At 68.8% G+C, this 26,523-nt stretch carries 25 protein-coding genes and 1 pseudogene; 18 read left to right on the forward strand and 8 right to left on the reverse strand.

Annotation, left to right across the window (positions count from 1 at the left end):
- Window positions 1-104: pseudogene (locus AAFN86_RS18560) on the forward strand (IS5/IS1182 family transposase); the annotation flags it as partial.
- A gap of 382 nt (window positions 105-486) precedes the next feature.
- The gene (locus tag AAFN86_RS18565; protein ID WP_347544944.1) at window positions 487-1,479 is read left to right on the forward strand and encodes a tripartite tricarboxylate transporter substrate binding protein; all 993 of its coding nucleotides are present in this window, start codon (window positions 487-489) and stop codon (window positions 1,477-1,479) included.
- Between the two features lie 304 nt (window positions 1,480-1,783).
- Here AAFN86_RS18565 and AAFN86_RS18570 read toward each other — a convergent pair whose 3' ends face one another.
- The 3 genes from AAFN86_RS18570 to AAFN86_RS18580 are packed head-to-tail and all read right to left on the reverse strand — an operon-like array spanning window position 1,784 to window position 4,393.
- Window positions 1,784-2,464 (reverse strand): RraA family protein, encoded by a 681-nt coding sequence (locus AAFN86_RS18570; protein ID WP_347544946.1) that lies wholly within the window; start codon window positions 2,462-2,464, stop codon window positions 1,784-1,786.
- An 11-nt stretch (window positions 2,465-2,475) separates the two neighbouring features.
- Complete coding sequence (locus AAFN86_RS18575; protein WP_347544947.1) at window positions 2,476-3,432, reverse strand: tripartite tricarboxylate transporter substrate binding protein; 957 nt, start codon at window positions 3,430-3,432, stop codon at window positions 2,476-2,478.
- A 55-nt stretch (window positions 3,433-3,487) separates the two neighbouring features.
- Entirely contained in the window at window positions 3,488-4,393 is a 906-nt protein-coding gene (locus AAFN86_RS18580; protein ID WP_347544949.1) for a polysaccharide deacetylase, read from the reverse strand.
- 101 nt (window positions 4,394-4,494) lie between these two features.
- Between AAFN86_RS18580 and rutA the strand changes: the two genes are divergently transcribed.
- From rutA to AAFN86_RS18605, 5 genes are read left to right on the forward strand one after another with little or no spacing between them, the layout of a single operon-like run.
- A complete protein-coding gene (gene rutA, locus AAFN86_RS18585) occupies window positions 4,495-5,580 on the forward strand; it encodes a pyrimidine utilization protein A (protein ID WP_347544950.1) in 1,086 nt (361 codons plus the stop codon).
- Between the two features lie 48 nt (window positions 5,581-5,628).
- On the forward strand, window positions 5,629-7,041 hold the full coding sequence (locus tag AAFN86_RS18590; RefSeq protein WP_347544952.1) for an amidase: 1,413 nt from the start codon (window positions 5,629-5,631) through the stop codon (window positions 7,039-7,041).
- 1 nt (window position 7,042) lies between these two features.
- A complete protein-coding gene (locus AAFN86_RS18595; RefSeq protein ID WP_347544953.1) occupies window positions 7,043-7,351 on the forward strand; it encodes an alkylphosphonate utilization protein in 309 nt (102 codons plus the stop codon).
- A gap of 16 nt (window positions 7,352-7,367) precedes the next feature.
- On the forward strand, window positions 7,368-8,237 hold the full coding sequence (locus tag AAFN86_RS18600) for a fumarylacetoacetate hydrolase family protein (RefSeq protein ID WP_347544954.1): 870 nt from the start codon (window positions 7,368-7,370) through the stop codon (window positions 8,235-8,237).
- A gap of 39 nt (window positions 8,238-8,276) precedes the next feature.
- On the forward strand, window positions 8,277-9,248 hold the full coding sequence (locus tag AAFN86_RS18605; RefSeq protein ID WP_347544955.1) for a tripartite tricarboxylate transporter substrate binding protein: 972 nt from the start codon (window positions 8,277-8,279) through the stop codon (window positions 9,246-9,248).
- Between the two features lie 118 nt (window positions 9,249-9,366).
- On the opposite strand, the gene AAFN86_RS18610 is transcribed toward AAFN86_RS18605, so the two are convergent.
- On the reverse strand, window positions 9,367-10,365 hold the full coding sequence (locus AAFN86_RS18610) for a tripartite tricarboxylate transporter substrate binding protein (RefSeq protein WP_347544957.1): 999 nt from the start codon (window positions 10,363-10,365) through the stop codon (window positions 9,367-9,369).
- A gap of 123 nt (window positions 10,366-10,488) precedes the next feature.
- On the opposite strand from AAFN86_RS18610, the gene AAFN86_RS18615 reads away from it, so the two are divergent.
- The 4 genes from AAFN86_RS18615 (at window position 10,489) to AAFN86_RS18630 (ending at window position 15,212) form a co-directional block, all read left to right on the forward strand.
- Window positions 10,489-12,060 carry an ABC transporter substrate-binding protein gene (locus AAFN86_RS18615; protein WP_347544958.1) on the forward strand — a complete coding sequence of 524 codons (1,572 nt, stop codon included), beginning with the start codon at window positions 10,489-10,491 and terminating at the stop codon, window positions 12,058-12,060.
- 16 nt (window positions 12,061-12,076) lie between these two features.
- On the forward strand, window positions 12,077-13,450 hold the full coding sequence (locus AAFN86_RS18620; protein ID WP_347544959.1) for an amidase: 1,374 nt from the start codon (window positions 12,077-12,079) through the stop codon (window positions 13,448-13,450).
- A 132-nt stretch (window positions 13,451-13,582) separates the two neighbouring features.
- Window positions 13,583-14,761 carry a M20 family metallopeptidase gene (locus tag AAFN86_RS18625; RefSeq protein ID WP_347544960.1) on the forward strand — a complete coding sequence of 393 codons (1,179 nt, stop codon included), beginning with the start codon at window positions 13,583-13,585 and terminating at the stop codon, window positions 14,759-14,761.
- Window positions 14,762-14,765: 4 nt separating this feature from the next.
- Window positions 14,766-15,212, forward strand: a complete 447-nt coding sequence (locus tag AAFN86_RS18630; RefSeq protein WP_347544962.1) for a thioesterase family protein — start codon at window positions 14,766-14,768, stop codon at window positions 15,210-15,212.
- Window position 15,213: 1 nt separating this feature from the next.
- On the opposite strand, the gene AAFN86_RS18635 is transcribed toward AAFN86_RS18630, so the two are convergent.
- Complete coding sequence (locus AAFN86_RS18635) at window positions 15,214-15,717, reverse strand: YqhA family protein (RefSeq protein ID WP_347544964.1); 504 nt, start codon at window positions 15,715-15,717, stop codon at window positions 15,214-15,216.
- Window positions 15,718-15,720: 3 nt separating this feature from the next.
- Complete coding sequence (gene denD, locus AAFN86_RS18640; protein WP_347544965.1) at window positions 15,721-16,704, reverse strand: D-erythronate dehydrogenase; 984 nt, start codon at window positions 16,702-16,704, stop codon at window positions 15,721-15,723.
- A 64-nt stretch (window positions 16,705-16,768) separates the two neighbouring features.
- Between denD and AAFN86_RS18645 the strand changes: the two genes are divergently transcribed.
- From AAFN86_RS18645 to AAFN86_RS18675, 7 genes are all read left to right on the forward strand, one after another.
- Window positions 16,769-17,953: a diaminopropionate ammonia-lyase gene (locus AAFN86_RS18645; RefSeq protein WP_347544966.1), complete on the forward strand. Its 1,185-nt coding sequence runs from the start codon at window positions 16,769-16,771 to the stop codon at window positions 17,951-17,953.
- A 75-nt stretch (window positions 17,954-18,028) separates the two neighbouring features.
- A complete protein-coding gene (gene ugpB, locus AAFN86_RS18650; RefSeq protein ID WP_347544967.1) occupies window positions 18,029-19,375 on the forward strand; it encodes a sn-glycerol-3-phosphate ABC transporter substrate-binding protein UgpB in 1,347 nt (448 codons plus the stop codon).
- 28 nt (window positions 19,376-19,403) lie between these two features.
- Window positions 19,404-20,285, forward strand: a complete 882-nt coding sequence (ugpA, locus tag AAFN86_RS18655; RefSeq protein WP_347544968.1) for a sn-glycerol-3-phosphate ABC transporter permease UgpA — start codon at window positions 19,404-19,406, stop codon at window positions 20,283-20,285.
- Window positions 20,285-21,181 carry a sn-glycerol-3-phosphate ABC transporter permease UgpE gene (gene ugpE / locus AAFN86_RS18660; RefSeq protein ID WP_347544969.1) on the forward strand — a complete coding sequence of 299 codons (897 nt, stop codon included), beginning with the start codon at window positions 20,285-20,287 and terminating at the stop codon, window positions 21,179-21,181. Before ugpA ends, ugpE begins: the two co-directional genes overlap by 1 nt.
- A 4-nt stretch (window positions 21,182-21,185) precedes the next feature.
- Entirely contained in the window at window positions 21,186-22,253 is a 1,068-nt protein-coding gene (gene ugpC / locus AAFN86_RS18665) for a sn-glycerol-3-phosphate ABC transporter ATP-binding protein UgpC (RefSeq protein ID WP_347544970.1), read from the forward strand.
- 65 nt (window positions 22,254-22,318) lie between these two features.
- Entirely contained in the window at window positions 22,319-23,299 is a 981-nt protein-coding gene (locus AAFN86_RS18670; protein ID WP_347544972.1) for a tripartite tricarboxylate transporter substrate binding protein, read from the forward strand.
- A 76-nt stretch (window positions 23,300-23,375) separates the two neighbouring features.
- The gene (locus AAFN86_RS18675) at window positions 23,376-24,344 is read left to right on the forward strand and encodes a tripartite tricarboxylate transporter substrate binding protein (protein WP_347544973.1); all 969 of its coding nucleotides are present in this window, start codon (window positions 23,376-23,378) and stop codon (window positions 24,342-24,344) included.
- 42 nt (window positions 24,345-24,386) lie between these two features.
- Here the strand turns inward: AAFN86_RS18675 and AAFN86_RS18680 are convergent, their stop codons facing one another.
- Entirely contained in the window at window positions 24,387-25,130 is a 744-nt protein-coding gene (locus AAFN86_RS18680) for an SDR family oxidoreductase (RefSeq protein ID WP_347544974.1), read from the reverse strand.
- Window positions 25,131-25,214: 84 nt separating this feature from the next.
- Window positions 25,215-26,444, reverse strand: coding sequence for an ABC transporter substrate-binding protein (locus AAFN86_RS18685; protein ID WP_347544976.1), 1,230 nt, complete (start codon window positions 26,442-26,444; stop codon window positions 25,215-25,217).
- Between the last annotated feature and the right edge of the window lie 79 nt (window positions 26,445-26,523).

Below are 26,523 nucleotides of genomic sequence, written 5' to 3' on the forward strand. Positions count from 1 at the left end.
CCAAGCTCAAGCAGTTCCGCCGCGTCGCCACACGCTACGAAAAGACCGCCCGCAACTTCCTCGCCGTCGTCACCATCGCCGCCACCATCCTTTGGCTCAGGTAACTGTCCACGGAACCTAGCGCGGCGCGCGTTCGGCTGCGCTTACGCACATCGCTCCATTTTCGCGAACACATTCCTCGGTCGCCCGAGACGTTCCATTCCGTCGGGGTCCGTTCTGGCGGGCTCTCGGCAAGCTGGGCCGGCCCCGCGGTCATCGGTGCCGCGCAGGCCGTGTAGCCCGACGCGTGCGGCTGGTGGCACCTCCACGGTTCCCCCTCCGCGCCAGCCTCAACGACGGCGCATTGCCCTGGCGCAAGCCGACCAATGCACGCGGCACGATGCTTGCCATCCCCTGCACCACGACGGATGCCCGGCCGGGAGCGGCGCTGAAATGCCCATTTCACGGTCATCTGTTGCCACAAGCGCCTGAACAGGGAGCAATTTCATGAATCGTCGCGCAATTCTTGGGCTGGCCGTGGGTGGCACTTTCGGTGGGCTCGCCGCTCCACGCTTCGCCGCCGCTCAATCTGGCGCCTGGCCGACCCGCGGCTCGCTCCGGCTGGTCGCCCAGTTCCCCCCGGGCGGCTTGGTGGACACCGTCAGCCGCCTGATGGCGCCGATGCTGTCCCAGTCCCTCGGCCAGACGGTCGTGGTTGAAAACCGCGCCGGCGCGGGCGGCGTCATAGGCACGGACTTCGTCGCCAAGCAGCCGGCCGATGGCTACACGCTGCTGGTCAGCCATGCCTCGGTGCATGTCTTCTCGGCCGCCACCATGCCGACGCTGCCGTTCCACCCGGTGACCGACTTCACGCATATGGGGATGCTGGTCGAGGCCTCGAACGTGCTGCTGGTGAAGGCGGATTCACCCTATCAGACGCTCGACCAGTACATCGCGGCGGCACGCACGCGGCCGGTCCGCTACGGCTCCTCGGGCATCGGCTCGGCACCGCACCTGCTGGGCGCGATGCTGACGGGCGAGACGGGCGCGATCAACCTCGACCACGTGCCGTATCGCGGTTCCGCGCCGGCCATGCAGGACCTGATGGCGAACCAGATCGAGTCGATGATCGACCCGATCACCACCAATGTGCAACTGATGAAGGACGGCGTGCTGCGCGCGCTGGCCGTTTCCACGCCGCAGCGCCTGGCGGCCTTCCCCAATGTGCCGACCTTCGCCGAACTCGGCTTCGCCAAGCTGACCTCGGCGCAATGGCTCGGCCTGTCGGCGCCGAAGGGCCTGCCTGCCCCGATCGCCGAACGGCTGACAACGCTGATCCCGCAACTGGTCGCGCGGCCCGAGCTGATGGCGCGCTTCGAGGAGTTGCAGACACTGCCGCGCAACCCGCCACCGCTGGGCGCGGATTTCACGACGATCATCAATCAGCAGATCGGCGAATGGACCGCGGTGGCGCGGCAGTTCAACATCGTCGTGACGTGATGCTGGTGCGGCGGAGAGGTGCGTTGCCCCTCTCCCCACCAAAGGCCAGTGGGCCTTTGGAAACCGCTATGTGGCGTCGGGTGCCGCGGGTAGCATCAGCGCCGGGATTCAGCTCTGCGCCCCAAGGCAACCGCGATGTTCGGGACCGGCCATCGTGCCCGGCACCAAGTCGAGGTTTCCAAAGGCCTTAAGCCTTTGGTGGGGGTGGTCCGGAGGGGGCAAAGCCCTCTCCGGTTCCGCCTTGTCCTGATGCGCGCGGTGCATCGCGCCTCCATGCCGCGCCGGAAGCCCTCGTACCGCGCGATCAATGTGAGCCTTGCCACATCCGGATCAGCGCCTCGGCATCGAAGCCGGGCGCGCGCGCGCCGTCGATCATCTGCCGCTCCTGGACCAGCAATGCCGCGATCGCATCCGGCAGCGCCGCCACGTATTCCGCCGGCACCACCATCGCCCCGTGCCGGTCGGCATGGATCAGGTCGCCGGGCCGCACCGTCATCCCGAACACGCACACCGTCTCCCCGATCGCGGTGATCTGGGTGAAGCCGTTGCCGAGGCACACACTGCCGGCGAGGATCGGAAAGCCATCCAGCGCGTCGAGGTCACGCACAGCACCATTGGTGATGACGCCGACGCAGCCCAGGCCGCGATGGATCGCCGCATGCACCTCGCCCCAGATCGAACCCTGGCCAGGTGTCTCGCCGGCATCCTCCATCACCACGATGCGCGGGGCGGGTCCGTTGCCCACCATGCGATAATAGGCGAAGCGGATTTCGTCCTTCTCCGCCTGCGTCAGCGGCGATGGCGCATCGGATGCCATCCGCGCGGTGACGGCATACCCGACCATGCGCATCGCCGGATCGGTCGCGACCATCCGCCCGATGGTCAGCCCGTGCACGCTGTGGCCGCGCAGCTTCGTCAGCGCGTTCCATACCGTGGGCGTGTCGTATTGCCGCAGTGTGGCGATGATCGGGTCGGTCTCGGTCATGATGCGCGATCTCAGTTCAGCGTAATGTTCCCTCGCGTCACCGCCAGCCGCCAGCGCGCGGGATCCTCGGCCAGCGTCGCGCCGAAGGCGGCGGGGCCTTCGCCCACCGCCACCATGCCGAGCGGTTCCATCCGGTCGCGCAATTCGGGAATGGTCAGCACCTGGCGCACCGCCTCATCGATCCGCGCTATGGCCAGGGCGGGCGTGCCGCTGCGCGCGACCAGGCCGATCCAGACGCGCACATCCAACCCGTCGATGCCGAGTTCGGCCGTGGTCGGCACGTTGGGCAATTGCGGCAGGCGCGCGCGGCCCACCACGGCGAGCGCGCGCACCTCGCCACGATCCAGCGCCGGCTTGACCGAGGCGAAAGCGGCGAGCGTCATCGCCACGCGCCCCGCGATCAGGTCGGTCATCGCCTGGGCAATGCCGCGATAGGGCACGTGTTCGAAGCGCGCGCCCGTCTGTTGGTTCAGCAGTTCCACCAGCAGATGCGTGACGGAGCCGGTGCCCGGCGAGACATAGGTGATCTCTCCGGGCTTCGCCTTGGCCTCCGCGATCAGCGCCGGCAGGTTGGCCTGGCGCACTGACGGACCGACCACGATCACCTGCGGCACATCGGCGAGATGTGACACTGGCACCAGGTCCTTCATCGGGTCGAAGGACAGGTTCTGCGCGAGGGCGGCCGCGATCGTCACCTGCCCGCCGGAGGCGACGAGGAGGGTGGTCCCGGTGGGTGGCGACTGCGCGACGTATTCCGCGGCGATCAGCCCGGCCGCGCCGGTGCGGTTTTCCACCACCACATCCTGGTGCAGCTGCTCCGACAGGCGCGGCGCCATCGGCCGCGCCAGCACATCCACCGACCCCCCGGGGGCGAAGGGCACGACCAGGCGGATCGGCCCGGTCGTCTGGGCCTGGGCCAGGGCTGGCGTTGCCAGGGCGGCCAGCATCACGCGTCTGCGCAGGGTCACGTCTCGCAGTCCAATATCGTGGCCGGCGCGGAGCAATCCCTGCGCCGGACGTCGTTCAGGCCCGCATGCCCGCCTGCTCGGCGCACCAGCGCGCCACCTCCTCATGCGTGCCGAACCATACGCCGGGCGTGCCCTTCATCAGCGTGACCAGCCGGTCAAGCAGCGCGATGCGGCTGCGATGGCCGATGACATGCGGGTGCATGGTCAGCAGGAACAGCCCGCCCTCGGCGACCGCGCCTTCGAATTCCGCGCGAAAGATCTCCTCCACCGCGGAAGGCGGCGTGTAGGGCCGCAGCGCCGAGAAGCGGTGCATGTTGAAATAGACCGCATCGTCGCGGATCCATTCCGGAGGCAGCTCCACGACGCCGGTCGGCGCGCCCTGGACTTCGAGTTCATAGGGATCGTCATCGGCCATCAGCGAGGAATCATACAGCAGGCCGAGTTCGCGGATGATGTCCATCGTATCGACCGAGAAATCCCACGACGCCGTGCGGATGCCGACCGGACGGCGGCCGCTGATCTTCTCCAGCGTATCGGTGGCGCGGAAGGTCAGGTCGCGTTCGACGCCGGGCGGCAACTGCGTGTTGGCCTCATGGATCCAGGAATGGATGCCGATCTCATGGCCCTCATCGGCGACGGCGCGGACTTCCTCCGGGTGCAGCAGCGCGGAGACGGCGGGGTAGAAGAACGACGCCCGCACGCCATGCCGGTCGAGCAGCGCGCGGATGCGCTTCACCCCCTGCCGCGACCCGTATTGCCCCTGGCTGATGCGCATCGGGCTTTCGTCGGAATCGCGCAGCGGGATCGTCTCATGGTCCGCATCGAAGGACAGCGAGACGGCGCAGCGCGCCCCGCCCGGCCAGGACGCCGGCGCGAGCGAGCGGCCCGCACGGGCCCGCCCGACGATCTGACGCCATTCCGCCTCGCTCCAGTCCCAGGGCTTGGACTTGCCGTCGCTCATTGGTGATCTCCGTGCAACCGAAGGTGGCACGGTACTTGCGGAACGGGTGGGGTCAACCGGCGGCCATCGCCTCGCCGGGCCCACAGGCTGCGGAGCGCATCATGGACATCGGCGTCTTCATCCCGATCAACAACAATGGCTGGATCATCTCGGCCACCTCGCCGCAATACATGCCGAGCTTCGATCTCAACAAGGCGGTGGTGCAGAAGGCCGAGGGCCACGGCTTCGACTTCGCCCTGTCGATGATCAAGCTGCACGGCTTCGGCGGCAAGACCGAGTATTGGGACCACGGCCTCGAAAGCTTCACGCTGATGGCGGGGCTCGCGGCGGTGACCACGAAGATCATGCTGTTCGCCTCCGTCGCGGTGCTGACCGTCCCGCCGGCGATCATTGCCCGCATGACGAGCACGATCGATTCCATCTCCCACGGAAGGTTCGGCGTGAACATCGTCTCGGGCTGGCATTCCAAGGAATACAGCCAGATGGGGCTGTGGCCCGGCGACCAGCACTTCGCCCGGCGCTACGACTACAGCACCGAATACGTCACCATCATGCGCCAGCTGTGGGAGACCGGGCATTCGGACTTCAAGGGCGAATACTTCCAGATGGACGATTGCGTCCTGTCCCCGCGCCCGAAGGATGCGGTGAAGGTGGTCGCCGCAGGACAGTCCGATCGCGGCATGGATTTCGCCGCCCAGCTCTGCGACTACAATTTCTGCCTCGGCGAGGGCGTGAACGAGCCCACCCGCGCGGCTTCGGTCCCGGCCCGGGTGCTGGCGGCGGGGCAGAAGACCGGCCGCGATATCGGCGCCTACATGCTCTACATGATCATCGCCGAGGAAACGGACGAGGCCGCCTGGGCCAAGTGGAAATCCTACATCGACGGCGCGGACAAGGACGCGCTGGCTTACCTCCACGGCAAGGCGGCGGAGGACACCACGGCGGCCGATACCTCGATGGCTGCGGCGGTGCTGCGCTCGCCCACGCCGGTGAACTGGAACATGGGCACGCTGGTCGGCTCCTACGCCAATGTCGCGCGGATGATGGACGAAGTGGCGTCGATGCCCGGCGTCAAGGGCATCATGCTGACCTTCGACGACTTCCTCGAAGGGCTCGACAAATTCGGCGAACGTATCCAGCCGCTGATGGAATGCCGCAGGGACCGGCTGCCCCTGGCGGCGGAATGACCGGCCTCTGACTTGAACGGCGCGGGTCGGGGGGACATGGTGGCCGCCATGTCAGACACCGACCCCGCCCAGATGACCGCCGAGACGCTGCTCGGCCTTTATGCCCGCCGTGCACTCTCGCCGGTCGAGGCGCTGAAGGCCGTGCTGGAGCGCGTCGCCCGCTACAACCCCTGGGTCAACGCCTTCGCGGCCATGAACCCGCGCGCGCTGCAGGCAGCCGGGGAGAGCGAGGCGCGCTGGGCCGCCGGCCGCCCGATCGGCCTGTTGGACGGCGTGCCCGCCACGGTGAAAGACTTGCTGAACCTGGCCGGATTCCCGACCCGGCGCGGCAGCCGCACCACTGATGCGACGCCGGCGACGGAGGATGCGCCATCGGTGATAGGCCTGAAGGAATCGGGCGCGGTCATCCTCGGCAAGACGACGACGACGGAATTCGGCTGGAAGTCGCCCGGCGACTGCCCGCTGCACGGCATCACGCGCAACCCATGGAACCCGCAGCGAACGGTGGGCGGGTCTTCCTCCGGCGCTGGTGCTGCCGGGGCCGCCTGCTTCGGGCCGCTGCATATCGGCACCGATGCCGGTGGTTCCATCCGAATCCCGGCGGCCTTCTGCGGGCTGGTGGGCGTGAAGCCCAGCTTCGGCCGCATTCCGCAATGGCCGCTCGGCGCCTTCGGCCATGTCGCGGTGGCCGGGCCGATGACGCGCACTGTCCGCGATGCGGCGCTGATGTTCTCGGCCATGGCGCGGTTCGACCTGCGCGATCCTTATTGCCTGCCCGATGAACCGCGTGACTGGCGCAACGGCATCGAGGATGGCGTCGCCGGCATGCGCGTCGCCGTGGTGCGGCGGATGGGCTTCGAGCCGCCGCTCGATGCCGATGGCGATGCGGTGCTGACCGGCGCCGCGCAGATGCTCGCCGAACAGGGCGCACTGGTCGAGGAAGCCGATCCGGGCCTGCCCGATACCCGTGCGATCTTCGGACGCGTCTGGGGTGTGGCGCTGTCCCGCGTGCTCGCCACCATCCCGGAGGAGAAGCACGGCCTGCTCGATGCCGGCATGGTCGAGGTCGCGCGGAAGAATGGCGAGATGTCCGCGGTGGACTACCTGGCCGCCGAGGCGATGCGCCTGGAGGCCGCGCACGCCATGGCGCGCTTCCATCTGAAATACGATTTGGTGCTGACCGCCTGCACGCCGACCGCCGCCTTCGCCGCCGATCAACCCACGCTGAAGCCTGCCGAGGCGTTATGGCGCGACTGGGCGCCCTGGACCTTCGCCTTCAACCTCACCCGCCAGCCCGCCATCTCAGTGCCGGTGGCGTTGGACGGGGAGGGCATGCCCCGCGCCGTGCAGGTGGTCGCCGCACTGTATCGCGACGACCTGGCTTTCCGTGGCGCGCGGGCCCTGGAACGTGCCGCGACGCTGCCGCTGGCCGACCCTGCCGCAACCGCACCGGGGCGCTGACATGTCCGGCAGCGACGACGACTACGTCTATGACGAAGCCACGGGTGAGTGGCGGCCGGCCTCGGAAGTGGCCGCGGCGAACGCCGTTGCCAATCAGCGCGTTGTGCGGGATTCGGCGGGAACGCCGCTCGCCGACGGCGATTCGGTCACGGTCATCAAGGATCTGAAGGTCAAGGGCGCCGGCCAGACGCTGAAGCAGGGCACGGTGATCCGCTCCATCCGATTGACGGAGAATGACGAGGAGATCGACTGCCGCTACGAAGCGATCAAGGGACTCGTCCTGCGGACCGAGTTCGTGCGCAAGCGGTAGAGCCGGGGGAGACACCATGCGACTGGTCACGTTCAGGGACGGCAAGGGCACGCGCATCGGCGCGCTGGATGATGCGGGCAAGGTGCTGGACCTTCTCGCGGTCGATGCGGCGCTGCCGCGCGACATGCTGGCACTGATCGCCGGCGATGCGCTGGCGGCGGCGCGCGCGGCAGAAGTCAGGGCGCCGGTGGCCGAGGGTGCCACCATCCTCGCCCCCATCCCGCGCCCGGCGAAGAACATCTTCTGCGTCGGCAAGAACTACCATGAGCACGCGAAGGAGTTCGCGTCCTCCGGCTTCGACGCGACCGCGAAGGAAGTCGTGCCCGAGGCGCCGGTGGTGTTCTCCAAGCCGCCCACCAGCGTGATCGGGCCGCATGACCCGATCCCGTCCTTCCTCGATTCCTCGAACAGCACGGATTACGAGGGCGAGATCGCGGTGGTGATCGGCCGCGGCGGCCGCAGCATCAGCGAGGCCGAAGCCTACGCCCACATCTTCGGCTACACCATCATCAACGACGTCACCGCGCGCACGTTGCAGCACAAGCACCGGCAGTGGATCCTGGGCAAGGGCATCGACGGCTATTGCCCGATGGGCCCGGCGATCGTCACGGCCGATGCCGCCGGCATGCCGCCGCGCCTGTCGATCTCCACCTGGGTGAACGGCGAACTGCGCCAGCGCGCGAGCATCGACGACCTGATCTTCGGCATCCCCACGCTGATCGCCACCATCAGCGCGGCGATCACGCTGGAACCGGGCGACATCATCGCCACCGGCACGCCGGCCGGCGTGGGCATCGGCTTCGCACCGCCGAAATTCCTCAAGCCGGGCGACAAGGTGCGCATCGAGGTGCCGGGCATCGGCGTGCTGGAGAACCCCGTCGCGTGACCTGACCCCGACGACAAGCAACCGGGAGGAAATACAACAATGAAGCGTCGCATCCTTATCGGCTCCGCCGCTGCCGCCGCCTTCGTGCGCGGCGCCACGGCGCAGGAGGCCTTTCCCTCCCACGCCGTCACCATGGTCGTCGCCTTCCCCCCGGGCGGCCAGGCGGATGTGGTGGGCCGGCCGGTCGCCGCGGCGCTGGAGCGCATCTGGCGCGTCGCCGTGCCCATCGTGAACCGCGGCGGAGCGGCCGGCGAGATTGGCAACGCCGCCGTCGCCCGCGCGACGCCGGATGGCTACACGCTGCTCATGGCGCTGTCGTCGATGGCGCTGCTGCCCGAAGCCGCGCGCGTCAACGGCCGCCAGCCTGCCTACACCACCGACCAGCTGACGCCCGTGGCGTTGTTCGCCGCCGACCCGACCCTGCTGGTGGTGCCCGCCGCATCGCCGATCCGCACGCTCGAGGCCTTCATCGCCGATGTGAAGGCACGGCCCGGCCAGGTCGCCTATTCCTCGGCGGGCAACTACTCCGCCCTGCATGTGCCGATGGCGCAACTCGCGCAGGCGGCCGGGCTCGACATGCTGCACGTTCCCTTCCAGGGCGGCGGGCCGGCGCTGACCGCGCTGCTGGCCGGGCAGGTGCAGTGCATGGCCTCCGGTCCCGGTCCGATCGCGCCGCATGTGCGCAGCGGCGCGCTGCGCCCGATCGCCACCTGGGGCCGCACGCGCCTCGCCGGCTTCGAGGATGTCCCGACGCTGATCGAGAAGGGCTTTCCCGACTGCGAATTCTACATCTGGGTTGGCTTGTTCGCGCCCACCGGCACGCCGGCGCCTGTCATCGTGCGCATCGTTGATGCCGCCCGCCAGGTTGCCACCGATGCCGAGTTCCGCCGCGCTATGACGGCGAGCGGCAATACGCTCGACTTCCGCGAAGGCGAGGCCTTCGCCGCCTTCTACGCCGAGGACGCCGCGCGGCTGGTGCGGGTCGTGCGCGCGCTGGGCAAGATCGAGTAGCGGCGCGCCATGCGCGCCATCCGCAGTGCGTGCATCCGCCGCTCGGCGCGCTGTCGCCGCACCGACCTCCCGCGCACCGATTGTCGCCGTGAAACGTCGGGAGGTTCCGATCCGGCCATCAGTCCGGCCGCGCGCCGCTGCTGCGCACCGCCTCGGCCCAGCGGCTACGCTCGCGCGCAAGGAATGCGTCAAGCCCGTCATCGCCGATCGCCACCGGCATGGCGCTGCGCGCCCGCATCAGCGCGCGATAGGATTCCATCGCCGTCACCTCCGCCAGCGCGGATGACAGGCGCTGCGCGACCGGGGTCGGCGTGGCCGCCGGGACGAACAGGCCGAACCAGTTTGGAACATCCAGATTGGGGAAGCCCGCCTCCACCAGCGACGGCACATCCGGCAGTTCCACCGCGCGTTCGCGGGTCGCGATGCCGACGATACGGACCTGCCCGGCCTGATGCAGCGGCAGTGCCGTGGTCAGCGCATCGAACAGCATCGCCACCTGGCCGGAAATCAGGTCGGCCAGCGCCGGCGGGCTGCCGCGATACGGCACATGCACCATGCGCAGTCCGGCATCCTTGGCGAACAGCTCCGCCGTCAGATGCGTGAGCGACCCGCTGCCGGAGGAGGCGAAGGCGACCTCACCGGGCTTTGCGCGTGCGGCGGTGACCAAGGCCGGCAGGGTTGGTTCCGGCAGCGCCCGCGGACTGACCAGCATGACATTGGCCTGCCCGCCGAGCATGCCGAGGCACGCGAAATCGGCATCGGGATCGTAGTTCAGCCGGCCATAGAGCGGCTTCGCGATGCCCATCACCGCGGGCCCCACCGCGAGCATCGTGTAGCCATCGGGCGCGGCCTTCGCGACCGCCTCCGATCCCACATTGCCGCCGGCGCCGGCGCGGTTTTCCACCACCACCGGCTGGCCGAGCTTGCCTGACAGCCCTTCGGCCGCCGCGCGCGCCAGGATGTCGGTGATGCCGCCCGGCGCGAAAGGCACGACCACGCGCAGCGGCCGGTTCGGGAAGCCCGCCTGCTGCGCCAACGCGATGCCCGGCGCGGCGAGCGGCGTGGCCAGAAGGGCACGGCGGGAGGACAGAAGCGGCATCGCGATCTCCAGGCTCATCGGAATGGCGGCGATCCTCGGTGGAATGCCCGCGGCACGAAAGATGCTGCCAGCGGCCACCCTAACGGCTTTTCAGATGGCGAGACACGCGTGAGAGTGACGATGAGGCATTGGAGCCTGGACATGCGAATGCATTGGGCAGTGGGACTGGCGGCGTGGGTCCTGGCGGCAGCGAAGACGGCGATGGCGCAATCGCTGACGGTCGCGCTGGCGGCGACGCCCACGGCGGTGGACCCGCATTTCCACAACCTGGTGCCCAACAACGCCATTGCCGCGCATGTCTTCGACCGGCTGGTGCACCAGGATGAGCGCCAGGCGCTGACGCCCGGCCTCGCGGAATCCTGGCGCGCGGTTTCGGACACTGAATGGGAGTTCCGCCTGCGTGCCGGCGCGACGTTCCATGACGGTTCACCGGTCGAGGCCGAGGACGTCGCCGCCAGCCTGCGCCGCGTCCCCGCCGTGCCCAACAGCCCCGGCCCCTTCACCCAGTTCGTGCGCGGTATCGCGGCGGTCGAGGTGGTGGATGCGCGCACCCTGCGCATCAGCACGCGCGGCCCGCAGCCGCTGCTGCCCACCGACCTGTCCGTCATCGCCATCATCCCGCGGCGATTCGAGACGGCGCCCACGGCCGATTTCCGCTCGGGCGCGGCGATGATCGGCAGCGGCCCCTTCCGCTTCGAAAGCTTCACGCCGGGCGACCGCGTCGTGCTGGCGCGCAACGATGCCTATTGGGGCGGTGCGCCGCATTGGGCGCGCGTGACCTTGCGCATCGTGCCGAATGACAGTGCGCGCGTCGCCGCCCTGCTCGCCGGCGATTTCGATGCGATCGAGGCCGCACCCATTTCGCAGCTCGACGCGCTGCGGCGGCGGACGGACATGCGGCTGTGGCGCGCCACCTCCAATCGCGTGATGTTCATCAGCTTCGACACCTTCCGCGACGTGACGCCGCATGCCAGCGCGCGCAACGGCCAGCCGCTGGCCGGCAACCCGCTGCGCGATGTCCGCGTCCGCCGCGCCATCTCGATGGCGATCAACCGCCAGGCGATCGTGGAACGGCTGATGGGCAACGAGGCCATTGCCGCCGGCGGTCTGCTCGCCGAAGGCTTCTTCGGCGCCAGCCCACGCCTGCCGCCGCCCGCCTTCGACCCCGACGGCGCGCGCCGCCTGCTGCGCGAGGCCGGCTATCCGGAAGGCTTCCGCCTGACCATCCACGGCCCGAACGACCGCTTCCCGAATGACGAGCAGATCCTGCAGGCCGTGGCACAGATGCTGACCCGCATCGGCATCGAAGTCCGCGCGGAGGCATTGCCCTTCAACCTGATCCTTTCGCAGGGCGGGCCGCCGAACCACGCCTTCTCCGCCATGCTGCTCGGCTGGGGCAGCAATACGGGCGAGGCCTCCTCGCCGCTGCGCGCACTGCTTGCCACCGTCGATCGCGACCGCGGCCTCGGCGTCGGCAATCGTGGCCGCTATTCCAACCCCGCACTCGATGCGATCATCATCCGCGCGCTCGGCACCGTCGATGACGGCGCGCGGCGCGCGCTGCTCGAGGAAGCGCAGGAACGCGCCATGACCGACCAGGCCCTGGTGCCGATTCTCTACCAGGTGAATATCTGGGCGACGCGCGGCAGCGTCGCCTACGTCCCGCGCGCGGATGAGTTCACGCTCGCGCGCTTTTTCACACCGGCGAACTGACGCGGAGAATACAGACATGAGCGAAGACATCTGGCGGCTTCCCGCCACCGCGCTGGCCGCGCGCTTCCGCGACGGCAGCCTGACGCCGAGTGCCGCGCTACGCGCCGTGCTGGACCGCATAGCCGCGGTGAATCCCAAGCTGAACGCCTTCGCGACGCTGGATGAGGCGGGTGCGACGGCAGCGGCCGCCGCCGCCGATGCGCGCTTCGCCGCGGGCAAGCCGCTCGGCCCGCTGGATGGCGTGCCGGTGTCGATCAAGGACAACATCACCGTCGCCGGGCTGCGCTGCGCCTGGGGCAGCGAATTGTATCTCGACTACGTGCCCGAGGCCGACGAGACGCCGGTCGCCCGCCTGCGCGCAGGCGGCGCGGTCATCCTCGGTAAGACCAACGTGTCGGAGTTCACGCTCGGCCGCGGCAACGTCGACACCAAGGCCTTCGGCACAACGCGCAACCCATGGAACCCGGCGCTGACGCCGGGTGCCTCGACAGGTGGCGGCGCGGCGTCGGTGGCATCGGGCTTCGGGCCGATCACGCTCGGCACCGATGGCGGCGGGTCGATCCGCCGCCCGGCCTGCCATTGCGGGTTGGTCGGGCTCAAGCCCTCCACCGGACGTGTCGCGCGGCGCAACGGCCTGCCGGTCATCCTCGACGATGCCGAGGTGATCGGGCCGATCGCGCGCACGGTGGACGACCTCGCCATCACATTGTCGCTCATCCAGGGGCCGCTCGACGAGGATCGCCTGTCCATCGGCGTGCCCGGCCCGCATGAGGAACCGCCGCCGCCCAAGGGGTTGCGCATCCTCTACGTCCCGCGCATCGCGCAGTGGGAGGTCGAGGCCCCGGTCGCCGCATCCTGCGCCGAAGCCGCGCGCAAGCTGGCGGCGCTGGGCCACAGCGTCACCGAAGGCGTGCTGCCGGTCGATATCTCGCTGTTCGAGAAGCACTGGCCCTCGATCGGCGCCGCGGGCCTTTCCTGGGCCATCCGCGAGCGTGACTGGCGCGGCAAGGTCGGCGCCATCTACGAGGAGATGATGGAACGCGCCGAGACCATCTCCGGCGCCGACTACGTCGATGCGCTGAACGCGTTCCGCGAGGTGCAGGCGCAGTTCGCCGTCGCCTTCCGCGACTGGGACGTGATCGTGATGCCCTCGGCCGGCGCGCTGCCCTGGGATGCGACGCAGTTCGGCAAGCCCTACCACCGTGCCTTTACCGGCATCGTCAATGCCGGCGGGCTGCCGGGGCTGAACGTGCCGTGCGATCCCTCGCCGGATGGGCTGCCGATCGGCGTGCAGCTCGTCGGGCCGTTCGGGGCGGATTGGCTGCTGATCGCGCTCGCGCGGCAGTATGAGGCGGCGTATCCATGGGCGCAGCGCTGGCCGGCGCTGTAGGCACACTGGAGGGGCGCCGCCCCTCCAGGCCACCCCGCCAGGGGGCAACGGCCCCCTGGACCGCGGGCCTTTGGCGCCCCCTTTGCGAAGCGTGCTTCCGGGTGCAAACCTCCGCACGACAAGGAGACACCCATGAGCACCGAAGCGCAGATCACCGCCTGGCTGGCGTCCCAGAAGGACGCGATGCTCGCCGAACTCGCCGAGATGGTGAACACCGATGGCGGGTCCTACGACAAGGCCGGCGTCGATCGCACCGGCGCGCAGGTGAGGCGCTTCCTGGAATCGCATGGCATCGCCACCGAGGTCGTGCCGCGTGCGAAGCATGGCGATTGCGTCCGCGGCATCGTCGATGGCGGGCATGCGCTCGGCACCGGCAACCAGCGCGCCAACATCGTGCTGATGGGTCATCGCGACACGGTTTTCCCGAAGGGTGAGCCGGAACGCCGGCCCTTCACCATCAGGGACGGCCGCGCCTATGGCCCCGGCGTGGCCGACATGAAGGCGGGCATCGTGATGAACATGTTCGTCCTCGCGGCCTACGCGAAGTTCGGCGGCGCGCCGGGCCCGCTGGTCGGCCTGTTCACCGGTGACGAGGAGATCGGCAGCCCCGAAGGCCGCCCCGTCATCGAAGCCGAAGCGAAGAATGCGCGCGTGGTGTTCAACAGCGAACCGGGCCGCGTGTCGGGCAACGTGGTGAAGGCGCGCAAGGGCGGCGTGTTCTCCGTCGTGGACATCGAAGGCAAGGCCGCGCATTCCGGCGGCAATTTCGAAGCCGGCATCAGTGCGATCGGCGAGGCCGCCAACAAGATCGTCGCCATCCACGCGCTGACCGATCTCAAGCGCGGCATCACGCTGAATGTCGGGCTGATCCAGGGCGGGCAGTCGGTCAACACCACCGCGCCGGCCTGCCAGTTCCAGATCGACCTGCGCTATGTCGAACCGGTCGATCGCGATGAGATCATGGGCAGGATCCACGACATCGTCGCGCGCGCCTTCGTCCCCGGCACGAAATCCACGCTGACCATCAAGGGCGAATTCCTGCCGTTGAACCCGACGCCAGCCTCGGATCGCGTGTTCAAGGTCTATCAGGCGGCGGCGGCGGAAAGCGGGCTGAAGGTGGAAGGCGAATTCACTGGGGGCTGCGCCGATTCCGGCTTCACCGCGGCGATGGGCGCACCGACCTTGTGCGCCGTTGGCCCGGTCGGCGGCCTGGCGCACAGCCCGGAGGAATACCTCGAGGTCGAGAGCTTCGTCCCGCGCGCCCAGGCGATGGCACGCGCCATCGCGCGGCTGGAGCAGGCGGGGCTCTGAGACAATGGATGCGACGCTGCGCGACCGCTTCGCGGTTGAGGGCCAATGGGCGATCTGGCGGGAACACACCATCCGCTGGGCGGAATGCGACATCTACGCGCATGTGAATCACGCTGCGTATCTGACGCTGTTCGAGGATATGCGCATCGACTGGTGGCTCGGCGCCGGCGGCACTTTCTCTCCTGACAGCCCCGGCCCGGTGGTCGGCACGCTGGAGGTGAAGTACCACCGCCCCGGTCATTTCCAGGACAAGGTGCTGCTGAGCGTGCGAACGGCGTCCTTCCGCCGCACCTCCTTCATCCATCAATACGGGATGTGGCGTGATGGCCTGCTGTGTTCGGCGCGCGCGCTGTGCGTCGTGGTGGACAACGCGACCGGGAAGAAGGCCGAGATCCCCGAGCCGATGCGCCGGCTGATGGCCGAGCGCGACGGCGCGGTGGCGGAGGTGTGACTCAGCCCTTGGTCGTGCGCGCCGCGAACCAGTCCGCGATCGCCATCAGCAGGTAGCCGAGCAGGAAGACGGTGTTCATGACCACCAGCCAATACAGCTGGGTCTCGCTGACCGTCTCCTCCAGCTTCATCAGGGCCTTCAGCATCGTCACCGCCGAGATCGCGGCCATCGAGGCGAACAGTTTCTTCTTCAGCCCGCCGAAATCCACCGTGGTCAGCCAGGCCGGCCAATCCCGCGCCCCACCCGGGTCGATGCGCGAGACGATGTTCTCGTAGCCTGAGAAGATGACAATGACGACCAGCCCGGCCATCAGCGTCAGGTCCACCATCGACAGCACCTTCACGATGGCTTGGTGTTCCGAGAACGCCATCGCATTGCTGACGGCCGACCACAATTCCCGCAGGAAGGCCGCCAGCAGCGTGAACAGCGCGACGATCAACCCAAGATAGAAGGGCACCAGCGCCCAGCGGCTGACGACGATGATGCGTTCGATCAGCCGTTCCATGGGTCACATCCCCCGGTCCGCCCTGGTCGCGGCGAGGTCGTCCTCGATGAAGGCCTGCACCAGCTCCTCCATCGATTCCTGCTCGACGAAGCCGAAGCGTCGCGCCCGCGTCGCCGCGAAGGCGGCCGGCCAGCCGACGACGATGTCGTGGACCTCCTTGTCATAGACGAAGCCGACCTTGTCGCGCGCCGCATGGCCGGCCACCGCCTCCAGCGCCGCAAGCATCTTGGCGACCGTGGCGCTGCGCCCCGGCGGGTTGATGCCACGATCGGTGCCGAGCGGCGCCGTGTCCATCGTCGCGGCGTGGAGGAACCATTCCATCGCGCTGCGTGGGGAACAGATCCACACCGCGAATTCCGGCGGCACCGGGCAATCCGTCGCCAGACCCAGCAGCGGTTCGCGCACCACGGCGGAAACGAAGGACGACGCCGCCTTGTTCGGCCGTCCGGGTCGCACCATCACCGTCGGCAGGCGGATGCTGACGGCGTCGAGGAAGCCCTTGCGCGTCGCATCCTGCAGCAGAAGCTCGCCGATCGCCTTCTGCGCGCCATAGGAATTGGTCGGCACCTGCCGCCCGTCATCCGGCACCACCGCATCCTGCCCGCCGCCGAAGGAGGCGACGGAGGAGGTGAAGATCACCCGCGGCCTTGTTGCCAGCGCCCGGCAGGCGGCCAGCACCGCCAGCGTGCCATGCAGGTTCACCTTCATGCCGAGGTCGAAATCCGCCTCCGCCGCCGCGCTGACCACGGCGGCGAGGTGGAACACCACCTCGGTCCCAGCAGGGATGGCCGCGGCCACCGCGGCCGGGTCGGCGACATCGCCACCCAGGCAGCGCAGCGGGAAGGGGGCGACGATCGGGGCCGGGGCCGCCAGGTCGAACAGCGTCAGTTCGGTGATGGGTCGCCCGCCCAGGGCCCCGTCCTTCGCCAGCCGTGTCGCCAGCTTGCGCCCCAGGAACCCGCCGCCGCCGAGGATGGTGATCTTCATGCCGTCCCTCCGATCTACCTGCCGGTTTGGCGCGGGCCGCCGCCGGGCGCAATATGCGCCCGCCATGATCCCGACCTTTCCATTCCGCTTCCTGATCAATCGCCGCCACGGCACGCCTGGCGTCGTCGTGCTGCCCGACAGCGGCTTCCGCCGCGCCAGGGAGGAGATCGCCTCCTGGCCCGGCTATGCCCAGACCCCGCTGGTGGATCTGCCCGACGCCGCCGCCGCTGCGCGCGTCGGCAGCGTCCACTACAAGGATGAGGGCGGGCGCTTCGGCCTCGGCTCCTTCAAGGCGCTGGGCGGTGCCTATGCGGTGATGCGGCTGCTGCAGGCGGAATTGGCCAAGCGCGGCACCGCCAATGCGGCGACCGCGGCCGAGCTGATGGCAGGGGCCTACAAGGACGCGACGAAGGCGATCACCGTCTGCTGCGCGACCGACGGCAATCACGGCCGTTCCGTCGCCTGGGGGGCCAGGCTGTTCGGCGCGGCCTGCGTCATCTTCGTGCATGAACATGTCAGCCAGGGGCGGCGCGACGCCATCGCGCAATACGGCGCGGAGATCCGCGTCGTCCCCGGCAACTACGACGATGCGGTGCGCGAGGCGCAGAAGCAGGCCGATGCGAATGGCTGGTTCGTCGTCTCCGACACCTCCTATCCCGGCTATACCGAGGTGCCGCGCGACGTGATGCAGGGCTATCGGGTCATGGCCGACGAAGCCGCCGACCAGATCGGCGCGGCACCCACCCATGTCTTCATCCAGGGTGGCGTCGGCGGCGTTGCTGCCGCGGTCGCGACGCAGATGCGCGCCCGATTCGGCAATGCGACGCGGGTCGTCATCGCCGAACCGGACAAGGCCGCCTGCCTGCTCGCCAGCGTCGAAGCCGGCGCGCCGACGACCATCACCGGTGATCTCGACACGCTGATGGCCGGGCTCGCCTGTGGGGAACCTTCGCTGCTCGCCTGGCAGGAACTGGAGCGCAGCGCCTTCGCGGTCATGGCGGTGCCGGATGACAGCGCCGTTGCCTGCATGAAGGCGCTGGCCGCCCGCCGCCCGCCGGTGGTAGCCGGGGAAAGTGCCGTCGCCGGCCTCGCTGCCCTTCTGCTCGCGGCGCGCGAGCCCTTCGCTCGTGCAGCATTGGGCCTGGACGACACGAGCCGTATCCTGCTGTTCGGCACCGAGGGCGCGACCGACCCCGAGGTCTATGCCCGTCTCGTCGGCCCGCCGACGGAAGCCGCTTCATCGATCTGACATATCACTGTAGTCTCTCTGCAACGAAGCGCGGCTACCCAGCCGACGCAGATCGAAACGGGAGACCACGTCGCCATGCAGCGCCGCACCTTGCTGACCGGGGCCGCGTCCCTGGCCCTCGCCGCCCCGGCCCTGGCACAGGCGCCGGTCGAGATCCAGTTCTGGCATGGCCTCGCCCAGCCGCTCGGTGGCCTGCTGGAACAGCGCGCCACCGACTTCAACGCCAGCCAGACGCGCTTCAAGATCGTGCCTAGCTTCCGCGGTTCCTACCCGGAGACGATGGTTGCCGCCATCGCCGCCTTCCGCGCCAACAACGCCCCGCACATCGTGCAGATGTTCGAGGTCGGCACCGGCACCATGATGGCGGCTGGCCGCGCGGTGAAGCCGGTGCATGAATTGCTGGCTGAGACCGGCGTGCAGATCGACTTCGACGACTACCTGCCCGGCGTGCGTGGCTATTACAGCCTGTCGGACGGGCGGATGATGTCGATGCCGTTCAACAGCTCGACCACCATCGTCTGGTACAACAAGGATGCCTTCCGCCGCGCCGGCGTCGATCCCGACAAGTTCCCCGAGACATGGGAAGGTGTCGCCGAGATCCTGCCCAAGCTGAAGGCCGGCGGCGGCACGCAGGTGCCGATGAGCACCGCCTGGCTGACCTGGGCGCAGATCGAGAATTTCTCGGCCATCCACGACATCCCGCTCGCCACCCTGGCGAACGGCTTCGGTGGGCTGGGGACTGAGCTGCGCATCAACAACCCGCTGGTGCAACGCCACATGCAGGCGCTGGTGGATTGGCAGAAGGACGGCACCTTCCGCTACGGCGGCCGCAACAATGCCGGCGAGCCCGCCTTCCCGAATGGCGAGGCGGCGATCATGTACACCTCCTCCGGCTTCCGGGCGCGGGTGCAGCGGGAAGCGCGCTTCGCCTGGGGCGTGGCCATGCTGCCCTACTACCAGGGCACGCCGCGCGCGCCGATCAATTCCATCATCGGCGGCGCCAGCCTGTGGGTGATGAACAAGGGTCCAGCCGCCGGCGGCGGACGCTCGCGCGACGAATTCCAAGGTGTCGCGGAATTCTTCAAGTATCTCAGCACGCCTGAGGTGGATGCGCAGTGGCACATGGACACCGGCTATGTTCCGGTACGCCGCGCGTCCTACGCCATCGCGCGGGAGAAGGGTTTCTACCGCGACAATCCCGGCGCCGATGTGCCGATCGAACAGCTGCTGCGCGGCGGCGGCACGCTGACCGACAACAGCCGCGGCATCCGGCTCGGCGGCTTCGTCGAGATCCGCACCATCATGGAAGAAGAGATGGAGCGCGCCTTCCAGGGTCAGCAGACGGCCCAGCAGGCGCTCGCGACCATGACCACGCGCGGCAATACGGTGCTGCGCAACTTCGAGCGCGCGAACCGCGGCTGATGCACCGCCTGGCGCTGCGGAGGCTGGCTTGAGAAAGAAGGTCATCTTCCGCGGCGCCCTGCTGCCCTATCTGCTGCTGCTGCCGCAGATGGCGGTGACGCTGGTGTTCTTCTTCTGGCCGGCCGGCATGGCGGTCTGGCAATCGACGCAGCGCGAGGACGCCTTCGGGTTGCGCAGCGAATTCGTCGCCTTCGAGAACTTCATCGACCTGTTCAAGGACGCGCTCTACCTCAACGCCGCCTGGAACACCGTTGTCTTCTCGACCTCGGTGGCGGCGCTGGCGCTGGGGGCGGCGCTGTTCCTCGCCGTGCAGGCGGACAAGCAGATCCGCGGCGCGGGGGTCTACAAGACGCTGCTGATCTGGCCCTACGCCGTGGCACCCGCGCTTGCCGCGGTGCTGTGGCTGTTCATCTTCCATCCCTCGATCGGGCTGGTGGGGCGCGGCTTCGGCGCCATCGGCATCAACTGGGACTACCGGGTGAATGGCGGGCAGGCCATGGCGATGGTCATCCTCGCCGCCGCCTGGAAGCAGGTCTCCTACAACTTCATCTTCTTCCTCGCCGGGCTGCAATCCATCCCGACCTCGGTGCTGGAAGCCGCGGCGATCGACGGGGCGCGGCCGATGCGCCGCTTCTGGACGGTGATCTTCCCGCTGCTGTCACCCACCGCCTTCTTCCTGCTGGTGGTGAACCTGGTCTACGCCTTCTTCGACACCTTCGGCGTCATCCACGCACTGACCCGCGGCGGGCCGGGCAATGCGACCGAAACGCTGATCTACAAGGTCTATGTCGATGGCGTGCAGAACCTGAACTTCGGCTCCTCGGCGGCGCAATCGGTGATCCTGATGGTCATCGTCATCGCGCTGACCGCCATCCAGTTCCGCTTCATCGAACGCCGGGTGCATTACTGATGTCGGGCGCCACCATCGACGTCGAGGCGCTGGCCGCCGCATCCCGCCGCCGCCGTGCGCGCGAGCGCGTGTTCACGCATGTCGCCCTGATCCTCGGCATCATCGTCTTCGCCCTGCCGATCTGGATCACCGTGATCGGGTCGACCCATGACGTGGACACGATCGGCCGCGGCGACGTGCCGCTGCTCCCGGGCGCGGAGGCGGTGCACAACTACACCACCGCCTGGTCGCAGGGTGGCGGTGGGCGCAACACTTTCGTCGTGCCGGCCAGCGCGATGCTGCTCAACAGCCTGATGATGGCGCTGCTGATCGCGGTAGGGAAGATCGCGATCTCCCTGCTCTCCGCCTTTGCCGTGGTGTTCTTCGCCTTCCCCGGGCGGATGATCTTCTTCTGGATGATCTTCATCACCCTGATGCTGCCGGTCGAGGTGCGCATCATCCCGACCTTCCAGGTGATGACCGACCTCGCCTTGATCGACACCATGACCGGGCTGACGCTGCCGCTGATCGCGTCCGCCACCGCGACGCTGCTGTTCCGCCAATTCTTCCTGACCATCCCCGACGAGTATGTCGAAGCGGCGAAGATGGACGGCGCCGGCGCGCTGCGCTTCTTCAAGGACGTGGTGCTGCCGCTGTCGGTGACGAATGTCGCGGCGTTGTTCGTCATCTTGTTCATCTATGGCTGGAACCAATACCTCTGGCCGCTGCTGATGGTGTCGAACCGCGACCTGGAGACGATCATCGTCGGCCTGACCAAGATGATCGGCATCGGCGACACGCAGAATGAGTGGAACCTGATCATGGCCACCGCCGTCTTCGCTCTGCTGCCGCCGGTGGCCGTGGTGGTGCTGATGCAGCGCTGGTTCATCCGTGGCCTGACCGAGACGGAGAAGTAGCCGCGTGGCGAGCCTCGACATCCAGGGCGTGACCAAATCCTTCGGCGTGACGAAGGTCCTGCACGGCATCGACCTCGCCATCCGCGATGGCGAGATGGTGGTGATCGTCGGTGCCTCGGGCTGCGGCAAATCGACGCTGCTGCGCATCGTGGCGGGGCTGGAGACACCGACCTCGGGCGCCGTGCTGATCGACACGGTCAACATCACGCCGCTGGAACCGGCCGATCGCGACATCGCCATGGTGTTCCAGACCTACGCGCTCTATCCGCACATGACGGTCTTCGACAACATGGCCTATGGCCTGAAGATCCGCGGCCTGCCCAAGGCCGAGATCCGCGCCCGCGTCGAGGAAGCCGCCGGACTGCTGTCGATCGGCCAGTTGCTCGACCGCAAGCCGCGCCAGTTGTCGGGCGGCCAGCGCCAGCGTGTGGCGATGGGCCGTGCCATCGTGCGCCACCCCAAGCTGTTCCTGTTCGACGAACCGCTGTCGAACCTCGACGCCAAGCTACGCGTGCAGATGCGCGCCGAGATCCGCCGGCTGCAAAAGCGGCTTTCCGTCACCTCCCTGTTCGTCACCCATGACCAGGTGGAGGCGATGACGCTCGGCGACCGGCTGGTGGTGATGCATGAAGGCCGCGCCGCGCAGATCGGCACGCCGATGGAAGTCTGGTCGAAGCCCGCCGATACCTATGTCGCGTCCTTCATCGGCAGCCCGGCGATGAACTTGCTGCCCGCCACGCTGACCGAAGGCGGCCATGCCGCACGCCTTGCCGGGGGCGCCGTCTGGCGCTTCACAGATGGCGCGCGTCCCGGCGGGGAGGGCCAGGCCATCACCATCGGCATCCGCCCCGAGCATCTGCTGCCCGACGGCCCCGGCGGCCTGCCCGTCACCGTGGACCTGGCGGAACCGCTCGGTTCCGAGACCGTGCTGCATGGGCGTCTCGCCGACGGCACCGAATTGACCGCGCGCATCCCCGGCGGCGTGCCGGCGGAAGGGCTGCATCTGGCCCCGGACCTCGCCGCGCTGCATGTCTTCGACGCGGCCACCGGGCGGCGCCTCGATCCCGCCTGAAAGCATTGACGGGCGCGGCGCTGCGCTTCCAGATACCGGCAACGAAACCGGGAGGAACCATCGCCATGAATCGCCGCCATATCCTCGGCGCCGCCGCCGCCGGCGCATTTGCCCCCTTCGCCGCGCGATCCCAGCAGGCGCCTGCCTGGCCCACCGCGCCCGGCCGCATCGTCGTTCCCTTCGCCGCCGGCGGCCCCACCGACATCCCGGCCCGGCTGCTGGCCGATGAAATGTCGAAGTTCCTGCCCAACCGCCTGGTGGTCGAGAACCGCACCGGTTCGGGCGTGCTGATCGGCACCGATGCGGTGGCCAAGGCGCCGAAGGATGGCCAGACCATTCTCTACACCACGGTGGGCCACGCCTATCTGCCCGGCCTGTTCGAGCACCTGCCCTTCGACCCCATCGCGGACTTCACGCCCTGCGCCTATGTCGGGCAGATCCCGATGATCCTGATGGTGAACAAGGATTTCCCGGCGCGCACGCTGCCCGAATTGATCACGCTGCTGCGCGAGAACCCCGGCAAATACGACTATGCCTCCTCGGGCAATGGCGGTGCGGTGCATCTGGGCACTGAATTGTTCCTGCACATGGCGGGAGGGCTGCGGGTGAACCACATCGCCTTCCGCGGGTCGTCGGCCGCGACGCCGGAGGTGCTGTCCGGCCGCATCCCGATGATCTTCGACGTCGCCTCCGGCGCCATGCCCTATATCCAGCGCGGCGAGTTGCGCGCCCTGGCGATCAGCACCCGCACCCGCATGCCCTACCTGCCGGACCTGCCCACCTTCATCGAGGGCGGCGTGCCCGAATTCGAATGCTACACTTGGCACATGGCGATGGTGCCAGCCGGCACGCCGATGCCGGTGGTGCGCGCGATCAACGCCGCGTTCAACCGCGCGCTTGCCCTGCCGACGGTGCAGGAACGCCTGGGCCAGATGCTGATGAATGTCACCACCGACAGCACGCCGGAAAGCGCCGCGCGCTTCCTCGCTGCCGAGACGGCGAAATGGACGCCGGTGATCCGTGGCGCGGGCATCCGCCCGAGTTGATCGGCGGTCCCCGCGCGGGCGATTGACGCATGCCGGAGCCTGGTTCATGCGTCCGCCCTATCGGGAGATAGCCACCATGAACCGTCGTGATCTGCTGGGCCTTGGCGCTGCTGCGGCCCTCGCCCCTGTCGCCGCCCGGGCCCAGGCCTGGCCGACCCAGCCTGTCCGCCTGATCGTCCCGTTCGCGGCCGGCGGGCCGACCGATATCCCGGCGCGTCTTTTCGCCGATGAGATGTCGAAGATGCTGCCGCAGCGCGTGATCGTGGAGAACCGCACCGGGGCGGGCGTGATCGTCGGTTCCGACGCCGTGGCGAAGGCGCCCAAGGACGGGCAGACGCTGCTCTACACCACCGTCGCCCATTCGGTGCTGCGTCCGCTGTTCCCGCGACTGCCCTTCGATCCGGTGGCGGATTTCGCCCCCGTGTCGCTGATCGGCGTGATCCCGATGGTGATCACGGTGAACAAGGATTTCCCCGTCCGCACCCTGCGCGAACTGATCGACAAGCTGCGCGCCGAACCGGGCAAGTGGGACTATGCCAGCAGCGGCAACGGCGGCGCGCTGCACCTGGCGACCGAACTGCTGCTGCGCGGCAACGATGTCCGGGCAAACCATGTGCCCTATCGCGGCACGGCCGCGGCGATGCCCGATGTGCTGAACGGGTCGGTGCCGATCATCGTCGACGTCGCCACCACCGCGCTGCCCTTCGTGCAGCGTGGCGAAACGCGCGCCCTGGCGGTGATGGACGAACAGCGCCTGCCGCAGTTGCCGGACGTGCCGACCACGGCCGAGGCCGGCTTCCCGGGCCTGCTCGCCTATACCTGGCACATGGTGATGGCGCCGACCGGCACGCCGGCGCCGATCGTCGATGCGGCGGCGGCGGCCTTCGGCCGGGTCGCGAAGGAGCCGGATGTGCAGCGCCGCCTGGCCGACCTCGCCATGCGCGTCGTGACCGACAATTCACCGGCCTACGCCCAGCGCTGGCTCGAGGCCGAGCGCACCAAATGGGAAACCATCATCCGCGAGGCCGGCATCCGCGCCGACTGATCGGCCCGTGCCGCCCGTCGCACGGCATGGGCGGCGCCCCGGTCATGGCCCACCATTGGCGTTCCAGCCGGCATCCACCGCCAGCACCGCCCCGGTGATCGCACTCGCCGCCGGGGAGGCGAGGAAACAGGCCAGTGCCGCCACTTCCTCCGGCCGCACCAGCCGGCGCAGCGGCGCGCGGGTGGTCAGCCGGTCGCGATCGAGCCGACCCTGTGCGATGAGGTCGGTGACCATCGTCGTTTCGGTATAGCCCGGTGCCAGTGCATTGACGCGCACGCCCCGCGGCCCCCATTCGCAGGCCAGCGCGCGGGCGAGATTCGCCACCGCCGCCTTGGTCGCGCAATAGCCTGCCCGATCCGCCCCGCCGACCGTCCCGTACAGCGACGAGGTGAACAGGATCAGCCCCGATCCGTCGCGCAGCATGCGCCGCGCGGCGGCCTGCGCGGTCAGGAAGGCGCCGGTCAGGTTCACATCCAAGATGCGCCGCCACGCCTCGACGGGCAGGTCGATGGTCGGCGTGTTCATCGCGAAGCCCGCATTGGCCACCGCGACATCGACACCGCCCCATGCGGCGTCCATCGCGGCATAGGCGGCTTCCACCGCGGCGTCGTCGGCGACGTTGCCGGCGGCGCACAACCAGTCCGGGGGTGCATCGGGCACGGGGTCGCGGTCCAGGATGCACAGGCGCGCGCCCTGCGCGGCGAAGGCATCGGCGATGGCGCGCCCGATGCCGCGTGCCCCGCCGGTCACCAGCACCCGCGCGCCACCCGGCGGCAGGGGCGACAATCCCGCCGTCATCGGGACAGTACCGTCTGCGCTGCGTTGATTGGTTTCATTGTCGGCTGCCTCCCCATATCCAAGCCCCGGTTGCTATCCGCTGGGGTCGCCCATCTGGCCGCGCAGCTGCGCCACTGCCGCTTCCTGCGGAACCACGGTGACCTGGCGCCCGTCCTGCCATTGCAGCAGGAAGGGCTTGGCGCGGGTGTTCTGCCCCCGCTCGTCGAAGCGCACGCCCCAGCCCGTGGCCGTCGTGCCCTCGGCGATGTCGGTGGCCAGCACCGCGGCGCGGATGCGGTCCTTGTCGGTGCCGCCGGCGCGCTGCACGGCATCGAGAAACACCCTGGCGCCGAAGTAGTTGGCCAGCGAATGGCCCGAGCGGGGCTCGGACCCGTATTGCCGCTTGTACAGGTCGACGAAGGCGGACACGCCCGGCGCGAAGCGTTCGTTCACCGCGAACTGGGTGAAGTCCACATTCATCACGCCGTTGAAGGCGGGCCCCACCGCGCGTGCGGTATCGACCAGCGAGTATCCGGCCCCCGACCCGATCACCATGCGCGGCTTCCAGTTCGCCTCCTGCATGCCGCGGAACAGCAGCACGATGTCGTTCTGGTACCCGGTGTGCAGCACGATGTCGGCATTCACGCCGCGCAGCCGCTGGACGGCCGAAGCCAGCTCGGCCGAGCGCGCCGTATAGGCCAGCTTCTCGACCATGTTCAGCCCGCGCGCGCGCAGTTGCTGTTCCTGGAATCCCGAGACGGTCTGCCCATACAGGGCGTCCTCATACAGCACGGCGATGCGCAGCGTCGTCGGATCGACGCCGTAGATCGGCGCCAAAGCATCCGGTACCGCCGCGACGGTCACCGCGCCGAAATCCGACGATCGCGGGCAGGTGCGGAAGACGTAGCGGAAGCCGCGATCGGTGATCGGGTCGCTGATCGCGCCCATCTCGAAATAGGGCACGCCCTGCAATTCGCTCACCTGAGTCGCGGCGAAACTGAGCGGCGAGGCATAGGTGCCGAACACCGCGGCGACACGTTCGGCGGTCATCAGCCGGCGCACCTCGGTGATCGCCTGGGCCTGGTCCACCGCATCGCCCTTGGCGAGCCGAACCTGTCGGCCCAGCACGCCGCCGGCCGCGTTGCGTTCCTCGACGGCAACCTCGAGCCCGCGGAAGCTCTCGTCACCCAGCAGGGCGAGCGCGCCGGAAAACGGGAACAGCGCGCCGAACTTCAGATCCTGCGCCTGCGCCATGGCGAGGCCCGGCGCCGCGACCGCGGCGGCAAGGCCCGCCAAAAGCGGGCGGCGACGGATCTGCGGCATGCGTTCCTCCGGTATCGCGACCTGCCCGCGATGTTCCGCGCCAGCCCGGCCCGTGGCAAGCCCACCGCCGCCTTGACGC

It is taken from the genome of Roseomonas sp. CAU 1739 (assembly GCF_039839775.1).
Lineage (GTDB): Bacteria > Pseudomonadota > Alphaproteobacteria > Acetobacterales > Acetobacteraceae > Neoroseomonas.